Source organism: Streptomyces sp. NPDC029164, assembly GCF_055563995.1.
In genome coordinates this window covers 25,638-41,519 of sequence record NZ_JBVHWW010000029.1, presented here as the reverse complement: position 1 = coordinate 41,519, position 15,882 = coordinate 25,638, and the positions used below count along the sequence as shown (strand labels likewise).

Here is a 15,882-nt window from a genome sequence, read left to right as displayed (position 1 = left end):
CGCTGCTGCCGCTAAATTACGGGTGAGTAGCAACACAGGGAAGTTACGCGTCGGTAAAAACTCGCGTGTCGTCCGATCTGCCGTCAGGCGGCCAGCGAGCCGCGGGCGATGGCCTGCGGCCCGAAGCGCGCGCGGACCCGGTCCGTGACGGCTTCCAGCCGGCGGGCCTTCTCGTCCCCGGGGTCGAAACTGAGCTGCCGCACGGCCCGTTCGGCCGGGGTCAGGCCCTCGGCCCGCAGGGACAGCGCGCGGACCCGGGCCCGTTGCAGGCCGAGTCCCTCGTAGAGGGCGTAGGCCGCGGCGGTCAGGGTGGCCGAATGCGCCGTGGGTTCGGCCAGGGTGCGGGTGCGGGTGAGCGTGGTGCGGTCGGCGCAGCGGACGGTGAGCGAGAGGGCCCGGCAGACCTGCCCCCGGTCCGGCCCTTGTGTACGAAGCCGGGCGCCCAGTTCCTCCGTCAGCGAGAGCAGCGCCCGCCGGTGCCGTACGGGGTCCAGCTCGTCCCGGTCGAAGAGCCGCTCCGCGGCGATGGTGCGGGCGGCCGCGCCCGGGCGGACGGGGGTCCGGTCGACGCCGAGGGCGCGTTCGTGCACCTCGCGGCCGAGCCGGGCGCCGAGGATCCGCCGCAGGGCGGCGGGCGGGGCCCCGGCGACCCGGCCGACGGAGTCGAGGCCGTAGGAGCACAGGGTGCGGGCGGCCCTGGGGCCGACCCCGTCGAGGACGGTGACGGGTTTGCCCGCCAGGAACTCCCTTACGGCGGCGGGCTCGTCGGGGATCACCAGGGTGTCCCCGGGCCGGGCCTCGCGGGCCGCCGCCCGGGCCAGCATGGGGTTGCCTGCCACGCCGACGGCGGCGTCCACGCCGTACAGGGCGAGGGACCTGACCCGGACCACGGCGGCCAGCCGGCGGGCGTCGCAGCCGAAGTAGCGCAGCGCGCCCCGCACATCGGCGAGGGCGGTGTCGGGCGCCAGGGCCTGCACGGCCGGGGTGATCCCGCCGAGCAGCGCGAGCACCCCGGCGTACGCCTCGGCCCCGAGCGGTCCCCCGCCGGCGGGGCGCAGCCGCAGGCACATCACGGTGCTCATCCCGCGCTCCCCGGGCTGGAGTGCCACAGCTTGCGGCCGGTCGCGGGGCCGGTGCCCGGGGGCTGGAGGTCGGCCCACGGGTTCATCTCGTACCCCGTGGGCATGCGGATCCGGCGCTCGGGGGCCCGTTCCTCCCCTGCCGCACGGTCACCGCCGTCGCCGTCGCCGTCGCCGCCCGGGGTGGCCGGCTCGGCCGCGAGCCGGGCCGCCACCGCGTCCAGGCCGCCCGCCGCCCGCAGTTCCACCAGCTCCGCCAGGTTCCACACCGCCGCCCCGACCACGCTCAGGCTCTGCGGGCCCCGCCGCTGCACGACACCCCGTACCAGCAGCAGGAAGGAGTGGAAGACGGTGTGCGCGCACCGCTCGTGGCTGTCGTCGAAGAAGGCCAGGTCGACCAGGCCAGTCCCGTCGTCCAGGGTGGTGAAGATGACCCGCTTCCCGGACCGGATCGGCGGGGTCTGGGTGGCTGCCTTGGCCCCCGCGACCAGCACGGTCTGCCCGTGCGCGGTGTCCCGCAGCCGGTTCGCCGGGACCACTCCCAGTTCGGCCAGGAAGGCGTGGTGGTCCCCCATGAGGTGCCGCGAGGCGTCCATGCCGAGTACGCCGAGCTCGGCGCTGAGCCGTTCCGCCTCGGTGAGGTCGGGCAGCCCGACGGAGGCCGTGGACCGGCCGCCCTCCAGTGGGAGTTGGGGGCCGCGCACCCCGGCCGCCCGCTGGGCGCCGTGCAGTTCGGTCAAGTGCAGCAGCAGATCACGCCGGTTGGCGCCGAAGGCATCCAACGCCCCTACCTGTGCCAGCCGTTCGGCGACCGGGCGGCCCGGGTGCGCCCGGTCCCAGAAGTCGCGCAGGGAGGCGTACGGCTGCCCGTCCTCGATCCGGCCGGCCTCGGCCCCGCTGATGCCGTGGACGTCGGACAGGCCCAGGCGCAGCCCCCACACCGCCCGGACGGCAGCATCGGACACCAGTTCGATACGAGGGGCGGCCGCCGACCGGTTCACGTCCAGCGGCAGCACCGGCACGCCCCGCCGGCGCGCGTCCGCCAGCAGCAGCCGCTTCGGGTACATCCCCGGATCGTGGGTCAGCAGCCCGGCGTAGAAGGCCGCCGGGTGGTGCGCCTTCAGCCATGCCGACTGGTACGTGGGCACGGCGAAGGCCACCGCGTGCGCCTTGCAGAAGCCGTAACTGCCGAAGGCCTCCACGATCTCCCAGGTCCGCGCGATCACCTCCACCGGATAGCCGCGCCCGCCCGCCTTCGCCGCGAACCAGACCTTGATCCGTGCCTGCGACTGCGGGTCGGACAGGCCGCGCCGCACGCGGTCGGCCTCGTCCCGCCCGCAGCCGGTCATGACGTGCACGATCTCGATGATCTGCTCGTGGAAGACCACCACCCCGTACGTCTCGCGCAGCGCGTCCGCCAGGTCCGGGTGCGGGAAGCGGACCGGTGCCCGCCCGTGCCGGGCCTCGATGAAGGGCCGCACCATGTCGGCGGCCACCGGACCCGGCCGGAAGAGGGAGATGTCGACGACCAGGTCGTGGAAGGTCGACGGCTGCAGCCGTCCCACCAGGTCGCGCTGGCCCGGCGATTCGATCTGGAAGCAGCCGAGCGTCTCCGCCGAGCGGATCAGCTCGTACGTGGCCCGGTCCCCCGGCGGCACCTGCGCCGGGTCGTCCAGGTCGATCTCCTCGCCCGTGCCGCGCCGGACCTCCGCGACGGCGTACGCCATGGCGGACTGCATCCGTACGCCCAGCACGTCCAGCTTGAGCAGCCCGAGCTCCTCCACGTCGTCCTTGTCGAACTGGGACATGGGGAAGCCCTCGCCGCTGGTGGGCACCACGGGCGTGCGGGCGAGCAGGGAGGCGTCGGAGAGCAGCACCCCGCACGGGTGCATGGCGATCCCGCGCGGCAGCGCGTCCAGCGATTCGACGAGCTCCCACAGCCGCCCGTACGACTCCCCCCGTACGTCACGCAGTTCGGGGAGTTCCGCCAGCGCGGCGCGGGCGTCGCGGGCCCGGATGTGCGGGAAGGACTTGGCGAGCCGGTCGATGACGGCCGGGTCCATGGACAGGGCGGCGCCGACGTCGCGGACGGCGTGCCGGACCCGGTAGGTCTCGGGCATGGAGACGGTGGCGACGCGCTCGGTGCCGAACCGGTCGATGATGCGCCGGTAGACCTCCAGCCGGCGGGCAGACTCCACGTCGATGTCGATGTCGGGCAGGACGCGCCGGCGCTTGGAGAGGAAGCGTTCCATCAGCAGGCCGTGCGCGACGGGGTCGGCGTGCGCGATGCCGAGCAGGTGGTTGACGAGGGAGCCGGCGCCGGAGCCGCGGGCGGCCACCCGGATCCCCATCTCCCGTACGTCGTCGACCACTTGGGCGACCGTCAGGAAGTACGAGGCGAAACCGTGATAGGCGATGATGTCGAGCTCGTGGTGCATCCGCTCCCAGTACGCGCGGTCGTCCGCGTACCCGCGCAGCACCATGCCCGCCGAGGCCCGGGAGGCGAGGACGCGCTGGGCGCTGCGGTGGGCGGCGCCGACGAGCCGGGCCTCGGGGAAGTGCACGGAGCCCATGCCGAGGTCGTCCTCGGGGTCCACCGCGCAGGCCCCGGCGGTACGGGAGGTCTCCGCGAGCAGGCGCCTGGCGTCGGCGGGGCGCAGGCCGGCGGCCTGGGCGATGCGGTCGGCGGCCTCGGCCATGGCGGCCGGGTCCTTGAGCCAGCGTTCGCCGGTGTCGAGGGGCCCGCGGGGGTCGATGGGGACCAGGCGGCGGGCCGCGTCGAGGATGTCGGCGACCGGGCCCTGGCCTCGGTCGGCGTAGCGGACGGCGTTCGTGAGCACGGCCGGGACGCCCTGTTCGGCGGCGAAGCCGACGGTACGGGCGGCCAGCCGCAGCGAGCCGGGCCCGGTGCCGGTGCGGCCGTGGTGGACGGCCTCCAGGCGCAGGGAATCGCCGTAGACCTCCCGCCAGGGCGCGAGCAGCCGGGCCGCCCGGTCGGGGCGTCCCGCGGCGAGCGCCCGCCCCACTTCGGAGCCGGGGCCGAGGAGGACGAAGACGCCTTCCCCGCGCAGGGCCGACCAGGGCAGCACCGGCTGCCCGCCGGTCACCCGCGGGGACGCGGCGCCGTCGGATCCGGTCCGGCCGGGCTCGCCGGCGTCGGCGCCGGCGTGGGCGGCGGTGACCATCCGGCACAGCTCGGCCCATCCGGCGGCGCCGTCCCGGGCCAGGAAGACGGCCCGCGCGGCGGACTCGTCGACGAAGGCCCCGCCCTTGACGGGGGTGCGGCGGCGGTACGAGGCCTCGGCGGAGCCCGCCCGGCCGCCGGACCCGGATCCGGATCCGGATCCGGATCCGCCGGCACCCGGACGCGTGCCGCCTCCGGCGGAACCGGCCGAGCCCCCCGACCCGGCCGACCCCACCGGAGACGACACGGCCAGGTCCACCCCGAACAACGGCCGGATGCCCGCCTTCACGCACGCCTTGGCGAACCGCACCGCGCCCGCGAGGGTGTCGCGGTCGGTCAGGGCGAGGGCGTCCATGCCCCGCTCGGCGGCACGTTCCGCCAGCCGTTCGGGGTGTGAGCCTCCGTAGCGCATGGAGAACCCCGAAACGGTGTGCAGATGCGTAAAACCAGGCACCCGCGGCCTCCTGCTTCGCTCGTTGAACACCTCCTCCCCCCTCCCCACCATAGAGCAATTCGAATATTCGTGCGAAACACTTGTTCGATCCTCCGAGGTCATCCATTCGGCCCTCCCCTGCTGCGCCCCGCCCCCGGTACGCCGAGCGTGTGGAACATGACCCAGCCCACCGAGAGCACCGGCGCAGGCCCGTCCGCAGGCTTCCTCGCCGAGGTCAAGGACGCCGTGACCACCCGGGCAGCCCTGCTGGTCCTGGGGGTGCTGGTCCTCCAGCTCGCCTTCATCACCTCGTACATCGGGGCCTTCCACCATCCGAAGCCCAGCGAGATCCCGATCGCCGTGACCGCCCCCCTCGCGCCGGTGGCCGAGCAGACGGCGAAGCAGCTCGGCGCCCTGCCCGGCGAACCGCTCGACCCCCGCATGGTCAAGAACGAGGCCGCGGCCCTCGACCAGGTCAGGCACCGGGACGTCGACGCCGCGCTGATCGTCGACCCGGGCGGCAAGACCGACCGGCTGCTGGTCGCCTCCGGCGCCGGCGCCTCGCTGTCCCAGGCCGTGGAAGAGGTCGTCGGCTTCGTCGAGAAGACCCAGGGCCGGACCCTGCGGGTCACCGACGTGGCCCCGGCCGGCAAGGGCGACAGCCGCGGCCTCAGCTCCTTCTACCTGGTCATCGGCTGGTGCGTGGGCGGCTACCTGTGCGCCGCGATCCTCGCGATCAGCGCCGGCGCCCGGCCCGCCAACGGACACCGCGCCGTCATCCGGCTCGGCGCGCTGCTCTCGTACGCGATCGCCGCCGGGCTGCTCGGCACGGTCATCGCGGGCCCGATCCTGGGCGCCCTGCCGGGCACCATCATGGGCCTGTGGGGGCTGGGCACCCTGGTCGTCTTCGCGGTCGGCGCGATCACCCTCGCCTTCCAGGGGCTGGCGGGCGTGATCGGCATCGGCCTGGCGATCCTGCTGGTGGTGGTGCTCGGCAACCCGAGCGCCGGCGGCGCCTACCCGTACCCGCTGCTGCCGCCGTTCTGGAGCGCCATCGGCCCGGCCCTGCCGCCGGGCGCCGGCACGTACGCCGCGCGCTCCATCACGTACTTCCGGGGGAACGGCGCGGGCGGCCCGATGCTGGTGCTCGCCGCCTGGGCGGTGGTCGGCTCGGCGATCACCCTGGCCTGCGCGGTGCTCCGCAAGGGCCGCCCGGGCCCCGCCGTGGGCAGCGGCCTCCCGGACTGACCCACGTTTGCCCTGCGGGCGGCTCGGCAGGACTTCCGGCGGCCCCGTCGGCGGAGCCGTTCCTCGGCCGTTTGCCCTGCGGGCGGCTCGGCAGGGTTTCCGGCGGGCTTGTCGGTAGGGGTCGGTCCGTGGTGCCGCGCCGGGATGTCTCCTCGGCTCGCGCCTGCGGGCCTGTCCCGGCCGTTCGGCCCGGGTTGCGCGCTCGTCCTGCGGGGACACCCCGCCACGTCCCCACTCCCCTCCCGCCGCCGCCGAAGCCCATGCGTGGGGCGGGGACACGCAGGAGGGTCCCCGCAGGACGAGCGCGCAACCCAGGCCGCACCACTGGACCATCCCCGCAGGCGCGAGCCGAGGAGACCCTCGTGCGGGGCACCGACCCACACCTTCGAACCGCCCGCAGGGGGCCAGCCACACACCGCCGAGCCCCCCGCAGGGGACACGGCACGGGCCGCAGCCTGGACTTCGGGCACCCGGCCCCGGTCCCCGACTCCCTCTTCGCCCTCGATCCGGAGATCAAGCGCGAGTGCACGTGGGCGGGGCGGAGCCCCGGTAGTGGGGGGCGCATCGGGGGGGCGGGTCAGGACGTTCCGTGGACGATTTCGCCTGCCACCACCACCGTTTCGGCCACCGTGCCCGGGATCTCGTCGGCCGGGACGGTGAGGATGTCGCGGGAGAGGACCACGAAGTCCGCGACCTTGCCCACCGTGAGCGAACCGCGCTCCCCGTCGAGGAAGTTGGCGTGGGCGGAGCCCATCGTGTAGCCGTGTACCGCCGTCGCCACGTCCACCGTCTCGGCCGGCTGCCAGGCCGGGCCGGCTCCGGAGAGCGGGCGGCGCGTCACCGCCGTGTAGATGCCGACCATCGGGTCCATCTCCGCCACGTTCCAGTCGCTGGAGAACGCCAGCACCGCCCCGGCCTCGTGCAGGCTCCGCATCGGCCACGCCTTGTGCCAGCGGTCCTCGCCCACGTTCTCCGCCCAGTCCTGGCCGGGGCCCGCGATCTCCGGTGCGCAGTGCCTGGGCTGCATGCAGGCGACCACGCCCAGCTCCGCGAAGCGCGGGACGTCCGCCGGGTCGAGGCACTCCACGTGGACCACCTGGTGGCGGGCGTCGCGCGGGCCGTTGACCGACCGGGCGTGTTCCACCGCGTCCAGGACGGTCCGGATGCCCCTGTCGCCGGTGGCGTGGACGAAGCACTGGAAGCCGCGCGCGTCCAGTCCCGCCAGCAGCTCCGCGAACTCCTCGGCCGGGTAGAAGGTCTCGCCGCGGTGGTGACCGCAGCCCGCGTACGGCTCCAGCAGCGCGGCCGTGCGCGGTTCCACCACGTCGTCGATGTAGAGCTTGAGGGGGCCGACCCGCAGCCGTTCTCCCGCGTACGTGCGGGCGGCCGCCGCGAAGGCGTCGAGTTCCTCCTCGGTGGTGCCGCGCGGGTGGAACAGGGCAGCGACGATCCGCGAGCGCAGCCGGCCCTCCGCCCGGGCCCGCTCGTAGAGGGCGAGGTCGTCGAGGGAGTTCTGCGGTTCCACCACCGTGGTGATGCCGAAGCCGATCGCGTCGTCGAGGCTCTTGGCGAGCCGCCCGTACTGCCGGTCCGGCGAGGCCCACGGGACGCCCAGGTCGCGCAGCGCCCGGTGGCCGTCGCGCGAGAGTCCCTTGATGGCGAAGTCCTTGACGAATCCGGTGGGCTCGCCGGTCTTCGGGTCCACGGCCGCCGTGCCGAAGGGGAGGTCCGTGCGGTCCCGCGAGACGCCCAGCCGGCGCATGGCCGCCGTGTTCAGCCAGGCCGTGTGCACGTCGTACGAGAGCACGATCGCGGGGGTGTCCCCGGTGACGGGGTCCAGGTCGGCGGCGCACGGCATCCGGCCGGCCGGGATCGCGGAGTAGTCGAAGGCCTCGGCCTCGATCCACTCCGCGTCCGGGTTGGCCTCCCGCCAGGCCAGGATCCGCTCGTGGATGCCCTCCAGGGTCCGCACCCCGGCGAGCTGCACGCAGGCGTCGTCCGAGCCGAGCCGGACGTGGTTGTGCGCGTCGATGAAGCCGGGGAGCACCAGCTTCCCGCCCGCGTCGATCCGCTCGGTGTCCGGGCCGGCCCAGGCGGCGGCCTCGTGGTCCGGGCCGAGCCAGACGATCCGGCCGTCGTGCACGGCGAGGGCCTCGGCCGCGGGCAGGTCCGGGTCCACGGTGTGGATGCGGGCTCCGGTGAGCAGCAGGTCGGCGGGGAAGGGGTGGCGTGCCATGTGAGGGTGCTCCATTGCGTGTGACGTGTCGTACGGGCGGCCGAGTGACCGGGGGCCGGTCAGGCGGCCGGGGCGTACGCCCTCACCCGGCGCCGGGTGAGGGCCCAGTAGGCGACCCCGGAGACGACCGACCCGAGGAGGGTGAGGTCGGCGCCGCCGAGCGGGGCCACCAGTGGCCCGGTCCACAGTTCGGAGTCGCAGGTCAGGGCGGCGAAGGCCATGCCGGCGAGCAGGGCGGCCATGCCGGCCGGGTGGTAGCCGGACCGGTACCAGTAGGCGCCGGTGCGGCCCGCGTGCAGCGCGTCGGAGTCGTAGCGGCAGCGGCGCAGCAGCATGTCGGCGAGGAAGACCCCGCCCCAGGGGGCGAAGACGATGATCAGGAGGGAGAGGAAGGAGAGCAGGGAGGTGGTGAAGTCGGTGAGGAAGAGGGCGGCCAGCGAGCCGGCGGCGGTGACGGCGGCGCTGATGACGATGGCGCGGGCGCGGCTCCACGGGATGCCGAGGACCTGGAGGTTCAGGCTGGAGGAGTAGAGCGTGATGATCGAGTTGGTGACGGAGCCGCCGAGTACGAGGGCCAGGAACAGCGGCTGGAACCAGCCGGGCAGCAGGCTCTCGGCCCCCGCGACCGCGTCGGTCATGTCGGTCTGGGTGGCGGCGGCGACACCGGCGACGCCGAGGGCCACGGAGGAGACGAAGCCGCCGAGGGCGCCCATCCACGTGAGGGACCGCAGCGAGGTGGTCCGGGGCAGGTAGCGGGTGTAGTCGGCGGGCATCGGCACGTACGAGAACGGTCCGGCGAACATGACCACGAAGGCGAGGCTCCAGCCGGACAGCCCGGGGGCGGTGGCCGCGGCGGCGGTGTCGGCGCCGGGCAGGACGAAGAGGAGCAGGACGCCGAAGCCGGCGGCGAGGACGTAGGCCATCCGGCGTTCGGCGAACTGCACGGTGGCGTGGCCCCACATGGCGACGGCGAAGGTCAGCGCGAGGGTGACGAGGAGTGCGGCGGCGCGGCCGGCCGTGCCGCCCTGCCAGCCGATCTCGGCGAAGAAGACCTCCAGGGCGAGGGTGCCGACCACGGTGTTGACGATGGTGTAGCCGATGCTCACCACCCAGTTGAGGACGCCGGCGGGGAAGTTGCCGCGGACGCCGAAGGCGGCGCGGGAGATGACCAGGGTGGCGGTGCCGGTGCGGATGCCGCTGAGCCCGGCGGCGCTGATGGCGAAGAAGGACAGTCCGCCGATCACGACCACGGCGGTGGCCTGCCAGAAGGAGAGCCCGAAGGCGACGGCGAGGGCGCCGTTGATCACGTAGGTGAAGGTGAGGTTGGAGCCGAACCAGAGCCAGAAGAGGTCCTTGGCGCTGCCGTGGCGTTCGGCGTCGGGGATGGGATCGATGCCGTGCGTCTCGACTCGGAACACCTCATCGACGTCGACTGTCTCCTGCTGTGCCATGTACGCCCCTGATCTTGAACGCCGTTCTAACTTCTTGAATGGCATTCAAGATGAGGGCTGGACCTCGACCCCGTCAAGACCCTGTCCGGGATAAGGTCGGCCCAGGAAGATCCGGAGGGCGGGAGCGGTGGCGGGAGCAGCGCGGCGGCGCGACGGGCGGATCGCCCAGGAGCGGATGCTGGAAGAGGCCATGGCGGCGATCGCGGAGGACGGCCTCGCGGCGCTCACCATGTCGGCCCTGGCCGAGCGGCTCGGCACCAGCGGCGGCCACATCCTGTATTACTTCGGCAGCAAGGACCGGCTCCTGCTGGAAGCCCTGCGCTGGAGCGAGGAGCAGCTCACCGGCGCGCGCCGGGCCCTGCTCGGCCGCCGGGTGACGGCCGCGCGCAAGCTCGACCAGTACCTGGAGCTCTACCTCCCCGAGGGCCCGCGCGACCCGCGCTGGACGCTCTGGATCGAGCTGTGGGCCCGTACCGCCTCCAACGAGCCGCTGAAGGCGGCGCAGGAGGAGATCGACGAGAGCTGGCAGCGGGACCTGGAGGCGCTCCTCGCCAAGGGCGTGGAGCAGGGCCGCTTCGCCCCCCTGGACGTGCCCGAACGGGCCTCGGAGCTGCTCGCCCTCCTGGACGGCCTGAGCACCCGGGTCGTACTGGGGCAGCGCGGCGCGGACCGGGCCCGGGCCCTGCGGCAGGCGCGCTCGGCGGCCGCCCTGCTGATCCCGGCGCCCTAGCGGTGTCTCGCCGATCGGGCCCGGCGCATCCGACTCCTTCATTTCGAACCGGACCGGACCGCGACCGGCTTTTTCCCGGCGCCTCAGCCTGATGCCGCAATTCGACGCGTAAAAGCGGAAGCATCCGTGCCGAAAAAGCCCTTTCCGGTCAGACCGAAGGGCCGTTCACCCTCGTTCACGCCCGTTCACACCCCTGCGACCCCCTTCTTGACCTGGGCATATACCAGAGGACCAAAGGCGGCCGCACCCTCGTGAAGGCTTTCACAATAATTTCGCACGAAGTGCGCCCTACCGCGCTCCTCCCCCAGCGAGCACAATCTCCGTGACGACTCGCACCGATCGTGAAGGAGGGAGCGCGTGCGCAATCAGGTGCGCACAGCGGACGGACGCGCTCTGACCGTGGAGCGCTGGGGCGATCCGGACGGCAAACCCGTCTTCCTGCTCCACGGAATGCCCGGCAGCCGTCTGGGCCCCGCCCCCCGGGGCATGGTCCTCTACCAACGCCGCATGCAGCTCATCGCCTACGACAGACCCGGCTACGGCGGTTCCGACCGCCATGTGGGCCGCACCGTCGCCGACGTGGCCCAGGACGTGGCCGCCATCGCCGACGCCCTCGGCCTGGACACGTTCGCGGTGGCCGGGCGCTCCGGCGGCGCCGCCGGAGCCCTCGCCTGCGCCGCCCTGCTCCCGGACCGGGTCACCCGGACCGCGGCGATGGTCGGCCTGGCCCCCCGGGACGCGGAGGACCTCGACTGGTTCGCCGGGATGGCCGCGTCGAACGTCAAGGAGTACACCACCGCCACCACCGACCCCGAGGAGCTGGCGGCCCGGCTGATCCCCCGCGCCGACGGCATCCGCAAGGACCCCGGACGGCTGCTGGACGAATTGCGCCGGGAGCTCACCGACAACGACCGCATGATCGTCTCGGATGCGGGCCTGCGGTCGATGCTGCTGCGGAACTACCGTGAGGGGCTGCGCCATTCGGCGTACGGCTGGATCGACGACGTCCTCGCCTTCAGCCGCCCCTGGGGCTTCGACCCGGCCGACATCCGCTGTCCGGTGCTGATCTGGCACGGGGAGCTCGACGTGTTCTCCCCCGTGGGCCATTCGCGCTGGCTGGCCCGCCGGATCCCGGGGGCCACGACCGCCATCGAGCCGGCCGCCGCGCACTTCGCGGCCCTGCGCGCGCTGCCCGACGTACTCAACTGGCTGCTGCGCGACCTGCCCATCCCGCCCCTCAGCGAACAACAGCCCGCCTAGGCCCCGCCGGGCCCGTCGGGGCGGTCCGGGCCGTCATGGCCGTCGGGGCCCTCCCGGCCGGCCAGTACGCCGAGCACCTCGCCGATGCGCGCCCGGACCTCCGGGTCGGCGACCGTCCCGTCCCGGCCGGACATCCCCCCGGTCACCGGGATCCGTACGCAGGCCTCCTCCACCACCACGGCGCCGGTGTAGCCGAGGACCGCGCGCAGCGTGGCCTCCGCGCCCCGGCCGCGGCCCGGGGCGGCCGCGTTCACCCAGCCCACGGGCTTGTCGCCGATCTCGGTACCGCCGACGGTCCAGTCCAGGAGGTTCTTGAACGACCCCGGCAGGGTGCCCGCGTACTCCGGGGTGCAGACCAGGATCGCGTCCGCGCCGGCGATCGCCGCGCGCAGCCGGGCCACCGGGGCGGGCAACGGGTCCGTGTCGTCATCCGGGTTGAAGTGCGGCAGCGTCGCCAGACCGTCGTACAGGACGGTGCGCAGGCGGGCGGGGGTCTCGGCGGCGACGGCCCGGGCCGTGCGCAGCACCGTTTCGTTGGAGGAACCGGCGCGCAGACTTCCGGACAGCAGGAGGATCAGGGGCGGCGTGGTCATGCGGCCAACCTACCGAGGCGGGTCCGACCAGGTCAGTGCCGGGTTGCGGCTCTCGCGCACCCCGGGCGGACCGGGTGCGGCCCCGGCCGGATCCCGGTCCGGATCCGATCCTGATCCCGGTCCTGATCCCGGTCCTGATCCCCGTCCGGATCCCGGCCCGGGTCCGCCGGCGGAAGAAAAGGATCTTGCCGTCCGGCGAACGGCCGAATAAGCCACGTCGAGAAATACACCGGGCTTGCCATAGAACGGTTGACCAGGCGTCATGTCTCGGTTGCCAATGGGGTGTGGCCGAGTAAAGTCCACGCTTGACGGCAGCGCGTCGCTGTTGTCATTCCCATGCCCATTCCACATGGCTTCCCCAAGGACGGTGTCGTGAACACTTCCGCAACCCCCCCGACCAGCACGGTCAAGGCCCGCCGGGTCCCGCTCGGCAAGATCGACGTCCACACCGCGTCCGCGGCGGCGACGCTCGGTCGTGTGCTGCCGGCTGAATCCGGTCGTCCGGTTCAGGCACCGATCTTCAACTCCGCGCTCTGACACCGAAGTAAGCGCTCTAGACTGGTGGAATGACCGGCCTGATCGCATTTCGCGAGATCGTCCTGAAAGTTCACAGCAGATGCGATCTTGCTTGTGATCATTGCTATGTCTACGAACACGCAGATCAGAGCTGGCGAGCCCGGCCGAAAGTGATCTCCCCCGAGGTAATTTCGCATACCGCGTCGCGGCTCGCCGAACATGCCCGTGACCATGCACTCCCCTCCGTCACGGTGATCCTCCATGGAGGGGAACCCCTGTTGGCGGGCACGGCCCGGCTCCGCCTCGTGTGCGAGGAGTTCAGCCGGGCGCTCACCGGAACCGCCGACCTCGATCTGCGGATCCACACCAACGGACTGCAGCTCAGCACCCGTTACCTCGACCTCTTCGACGAGTTCGGCGTCCGGGTGGGCATCTCCCTCGACGGGGACCGCGCCGCCAACGACCGCCACCGCCGCTTCGCGGACGGCCGTACGAGCCACCCGCTGGTCCTCGCGGCCGTCGCGCTGCTCCGCTCGGAGCCCTACCGCCACCTCTACCAGGGCCTGCTCTGCACCGTGGACGTGGCCAACGACCCCGTGGCCGTCCTGGACGCGCTCGTCGAACTCGAGCCGCCGCGCGTGGACTTCCTCCTTCCGCACGCCACCTGGGAGACCCCTCCGGTCCGCCCCGACGACGCCCCCGACGCGTACGCGCGCTGGCTCCTGCGGATCTTCGACCACTGGGAGCGCCTCGGCCGCCCGGTGCCCGTACGGCTCTTCGAGTCCCTGCTCTCCACCCTGCGCGGCGGCCCCAGCCTGACCGAGTCGCTCGGCCTCGCGCCCACGGACCTCGTCGTCGTCGAGACCGACGGGACCCTGGAGCAGGTGGACTCCCTCAAGAGCGCCTTCGAGGGGGCCGCGGCCACCGGGTTCAACGTCTTCGACCATGCGTTCGATCAGGTCGCGGCCCATCCCGGGGTCCGTGCCCGGCAGCTGGGTCTCGCGGGCGTCAGCGACTCGTGCCGCCGGTGCCCCGTCGTACGTTCGTGCGGCGGCGGGCTCTACACCCACCGGTACCGCGACCGCAACGGCTTCGACAACCCCTCCGTGTACTGCACCGACCTGCGCGAGCTCGTGGACGGGGTCGAGGGCCGCACGGCCCTGCGCGAGAGCGCACCGCAGCTCTCCGATCCGGCCGAACTCGCCCGCTCCCAGGAGGAACTGACCCGGGTCCTGCTGGCCCGGCTCCACGCGGACCTCGGCGCCGAGCCCGACTGGGCGCGCGCCTGGGAGCTGCTGGCCGCCGTGGAGCGGGCCGGGGAGGCGGGCGCGGACGCACTGGACGCCGTACTGGACCATCCCTTCACCCGGACCTGGGTGCTGGCGGCCCTGGACGCCGCCCGGGAGGGCCGGCAGGAGGGGCCGGAGGCGGCGCGCAGGCTGACCGCGCTGGCCGTCGCGGCCGTCCTGCGCGGCGGGCTGGACCTGCCGGCCGAGGTGGCCTACCGGGACGGGGAGGTGTACCTGCCGACGCTGGGGCTGCTGCGGCTCGGGGAGCCCGGCACGGAGGGCCGGGCCGCGCTGCGCGTCACCGACGAGGGGTACGCCGTACGGGACGGGCGCGCCGAGCACCGCTTCGGGCCCGCGGCGGGGGACGCGCGCTGGCAGCCCGTGCGCACCTGGTCGCCCGGGCCGGACGCCGCCCCGGTGGCGCTGGAGGACCTCGACCCGTACCGCAACTGCTTCCCCCGCCCGCCCCGGCTCCGGCTCGGCACCGGCGAGGCCGAGGAGTGGCGGCGCAGGCTGGACCGGGCGTGGGCGCTGCTGCACAAGGCGGTGCCCGGCTTCGCCCGGGCGGCGGCGGCCGGGCTGACGACCCTGACCCCGCTGGCGGGCGGCCCGCGGGCCGGCGGCTGGGGCGAGGCGGGCCGGCACGGTCCGGGGGCGCTCGGGGTGCCGTACGCGGCGGGGGTGCGGGAGACCGCGCTCGCGCTGCTGACCGGGCGGCGGCGGACCCGGCTGCGGGCCCTGACCGAGGTGGCCGACCTGTACGCGCTGGACGGGGAGTGGCAGCACCCCTCGCCGTGGCGGGAGCGGCCGGTCCCGGTGTCGCGGCTGCTGGCCGACGTGCACGAGCGGGTGGCGGTGGAGGCGTACCGGCGGGCCACCGGGGCGGCCGAGCCGGGCGGCGCGGACCGCATCCACCGGGCCCTGGACCGCCTCTCGGAGGCGGCCGAGCTGACCGTCACCGGCAAGCACCTCGTCGCGGAGCTCCGCTACGAGTTGAAGGCGGTCGACGCGTGAGCGCGCCGCCCCGGTCCCCGGCCCCCGTCGGCCCGGGCCGGGTCGCCGGCACGCTTCAGCTGGCCGTGCAGCTGCGGCTGCTCGGGGTCCGCCCCGGGATGCGGCTCCTGGTGCATGCCGGCCTCGGGGGGACCGGTCTGCGCGCCGAGCAGCTGCGTGACGCCCTGACGGGGGTCCTCGGCCCGCGCGGCACCCTGGTGGTCCCCGCGTTCACCCCGGAGAACTCCAAGACCTCCAGCGCCCATCTGGAGCGGATCGCCGGTCTGGACGAGTCCGGGGTGCGGGCGTTCCGGGAACGGATGCCCCCCTTCGATCCGGCGAGCAGCCCGAGCCAGGGCATGGGCTCCCTCGCCGAGGCAGTCCGCACCGCGCCGGGCGCCGCGCGCAGCTCCCACCCGCAGACTTCTTTCGCCGCCCTGGGCGCGGACGCGGAGCGGCTCTGTTCCGGGCACCGCATCGGAAGCCACCTGGGTGAGGAGTCACCGCTGGGAAAGCTGTGCTGGGAGGGCGGCCAGGTACTCATGATCAATGTGGGGTTCTCGGTCTGCACGGCTTTCCATCTCGCGGAGTATCGAATTCCGAAGCCCCCCTTGCGCATGTACGAGTGTGTGGTGAAGGTGAACCTTCCGGAGCGGCGAGGGAGTCTGCGGGAGGGGGCGTGGACCGCCTACGAGGACGTCGCGCTCGACGACGGGGATTTCGCGGAGATCGGCGGGACGTTCCCGGATTCCCGGGTGCGCAGGGGGCGGGTGGGAGGGGCGGCGACCATGCTCTTCTCCCTCCCGGACGCCGTCGATCACGCCCTTGACTGGATGACCGAAAACAGACGCTGATTGACTGAACGATGAG

At 73.7% G+C, this 15,882-nt stretch carries 11 protein-coding genes; 6 read left to right on the top strand and 5 right to left on the bottom strand.

Going from position 1 to position 15,882, the window contains the following annotated elements; all coding sequences use genetic code 11:
• Nucleotides 1–83: 83 nt before the first annotated feature.
• A complete protein-coding gene (locus ACZ4VT_RS26145) occupies nucleotides 84–1,082 on the bottom strand; it encodes a DNA polymerase Y family protein (protein WP_467953158.1) in 999 nt (332 codons plus the stop codon).
• Entirely contained in the window at nucleotides 1,079–4,717 is a 3,639-nt protein-coding gene (locus tag ACZ4VT_RS26140) for a DNA polymerase III subunit alpha (RefSeq protein WP_467953156.1), read from the bottom strand. The genes ACZ4VT_RS26145 and ACZ4VT_RS26140 overlap by 4 nt, the downstream gene beginning before the upstream one ends.
• Nucleotides 4,718–4,873: 156 nt before the next feature.
• Between ACZ4VT_RS26140 and ACZ4VT_RS26135 the strand changes: the two genes are divergently transcribed.
• Nucleotides 4,874–5,944: a DUF3533 domain-containing protein gene (locus ACZ4VT_RS26135; protein WP_467953154.1), complete on the top strand. Its 1,071-nt coding sequence runs from the start codon at nucleotides 4,874–4,876 to the stop codon at nucleotides 5,942–5,944.
• A 577-nt stretch (nucleotides 5,945–6,521) separates the two neighbouring features.
• On the opposite strand, the gene ACZ4VT_RS26130 is transcribed toward ACZ4VT_RS26135, so the two are convergent.
• Together ACZ4VT_RS26130 and ACZ4VT_RS26125 are read right to left on the bottom strand one after the other, a co-directional pair.
• Nucleotides 6,522–8,180 carry an amidohydrolase gene (locus ACZ4VT_RS26130; RefSeq protein WP_467953152.1) on the bottom strand — a complete coding sequence of 553 codons (1,659 nt, stop codon included), beginning with the start codon at nucleotides 8,178–8,180 and terminating at the stop codon, nucleotides 6,522–6,524.
• A 59-nt stretch (nucleotides 8,181–8,239) separates the two neighbouring features.
• The gene (locus ACZ4VT_RS26125) at nucleotides 8,240–9,631 is read right to left on the bottom strand and encodes a purine-cytosine permease family protein (protein ID WP_467953150.1); all 1,392 of its coding nucleotides are present in this window, start codon (nucleotides 9,629–9,631) and stop codon (nucleotides 8,240–8,242) included.
• Between the two features lie 127 nt (nucleotides 9,632–9,758).
• Here ACZ4VT_RS26125 and ACZ4VT_RS26120 point away from each other — a divergent pair, with 127 nt between their 5' ends.
• Nucleotides 9,759–10,361 carry a TetR/AcrR family transcriptional regulator gene (locus tag ACZ4VT_RS26120; RefSeq protein WP_467953148.1) on the top strand — a complete coding sequence of 201 codons (603 nt, stop codon included), beginning with the start codon at nucleotides 9,759–9,761 and terminating at the stop codon, nucleotides 10,359–10,361.
• Between the two features lie 357 nt (nucleotides 10,362–10,718).
• Complete coding sequence (locus ACZ4VT_RS26115; RefSeq protein WP_467953146.1) at nucleotides 10,719–11,621, top strand: alpha/beta fold hydrolase; 903 nt, start codon at nucleotides 10,719–10,721, stop codon at nucleotides 11,619–11,621.
• Here the strand turns inward: ACZ4VT_RS26115 and ACZ4VT_RS26110 are convergent.
• A complete protein-coding gene (locus tag ACZ4VT_RS26110) occupies nucleotides 11,618–12,214 on the bottom strand; it encodes an NADPH-dependent FMN reductase (protein WP_467953144.1) in 597 nt (198 codons plus the stop codon). The genes ACZ4VT_RS26115 and ACZ4VT_RS26110 overlap by 4 nt on opposite strands.
• Before the next feature lie 372 nt (nucleotides 12,215–12,586).
• On the opposite strand from ACZ4VT_RS26110, the gene fxsA reads away from it, so the two are divergent.
• Genes fxsA through ACZ4VT_RS26095 form a run of 3 tightly spaced genes read left to right on the top strand, consistent with a single transcriptional unit; the run spans nucleotide 12,587 to nucleotide 15,866 of the window.
• Nucleotides 12,587–12,751, top strand: a complete 165-nt coding sequence (fxsA, locus tag ACZ4VT_RS26105; RefSeq protein WP_467953142.1) for an FxSxx-COOH cyclophane-containing RiPP peptide — start codon at nucleotides 12,587–12,589, stop codon at nucleotides 12,749–12,751.
• Nucleotides 12,752–12,780: 29 nt separating this feature from the next.
• A complete protein-coding gene (fxsBH, locus tag ACZ4VT_RS26100; RefSeq protein WP_467953140.1) occupies nucleotides 12,781–15,033 on the top strand; it encodes a radical SAM/SPASM protein FxsBH, inactivated beta-hydroxylase extension form in 2,253 nt (750 codons plus the stop codon).
• Nucleotides 15,030–15,866, top strand: coding sequence for an AAC(3) family N-acetyltransferase (locus ACZ4VT_RS26095; RefSeq protein ID WP_467953138.1), 837 nt, complete (start codon nucleotides 15,030–15,032; stop codon nucleotides 15,864–15,866). Before fxsBH ends, ACZ4VT_RS26095 begins: the two co-directional genes overlap by 4 nt.
• Nucleotides 15,867–15,882 lie beyond the last annotated feature (16 nt).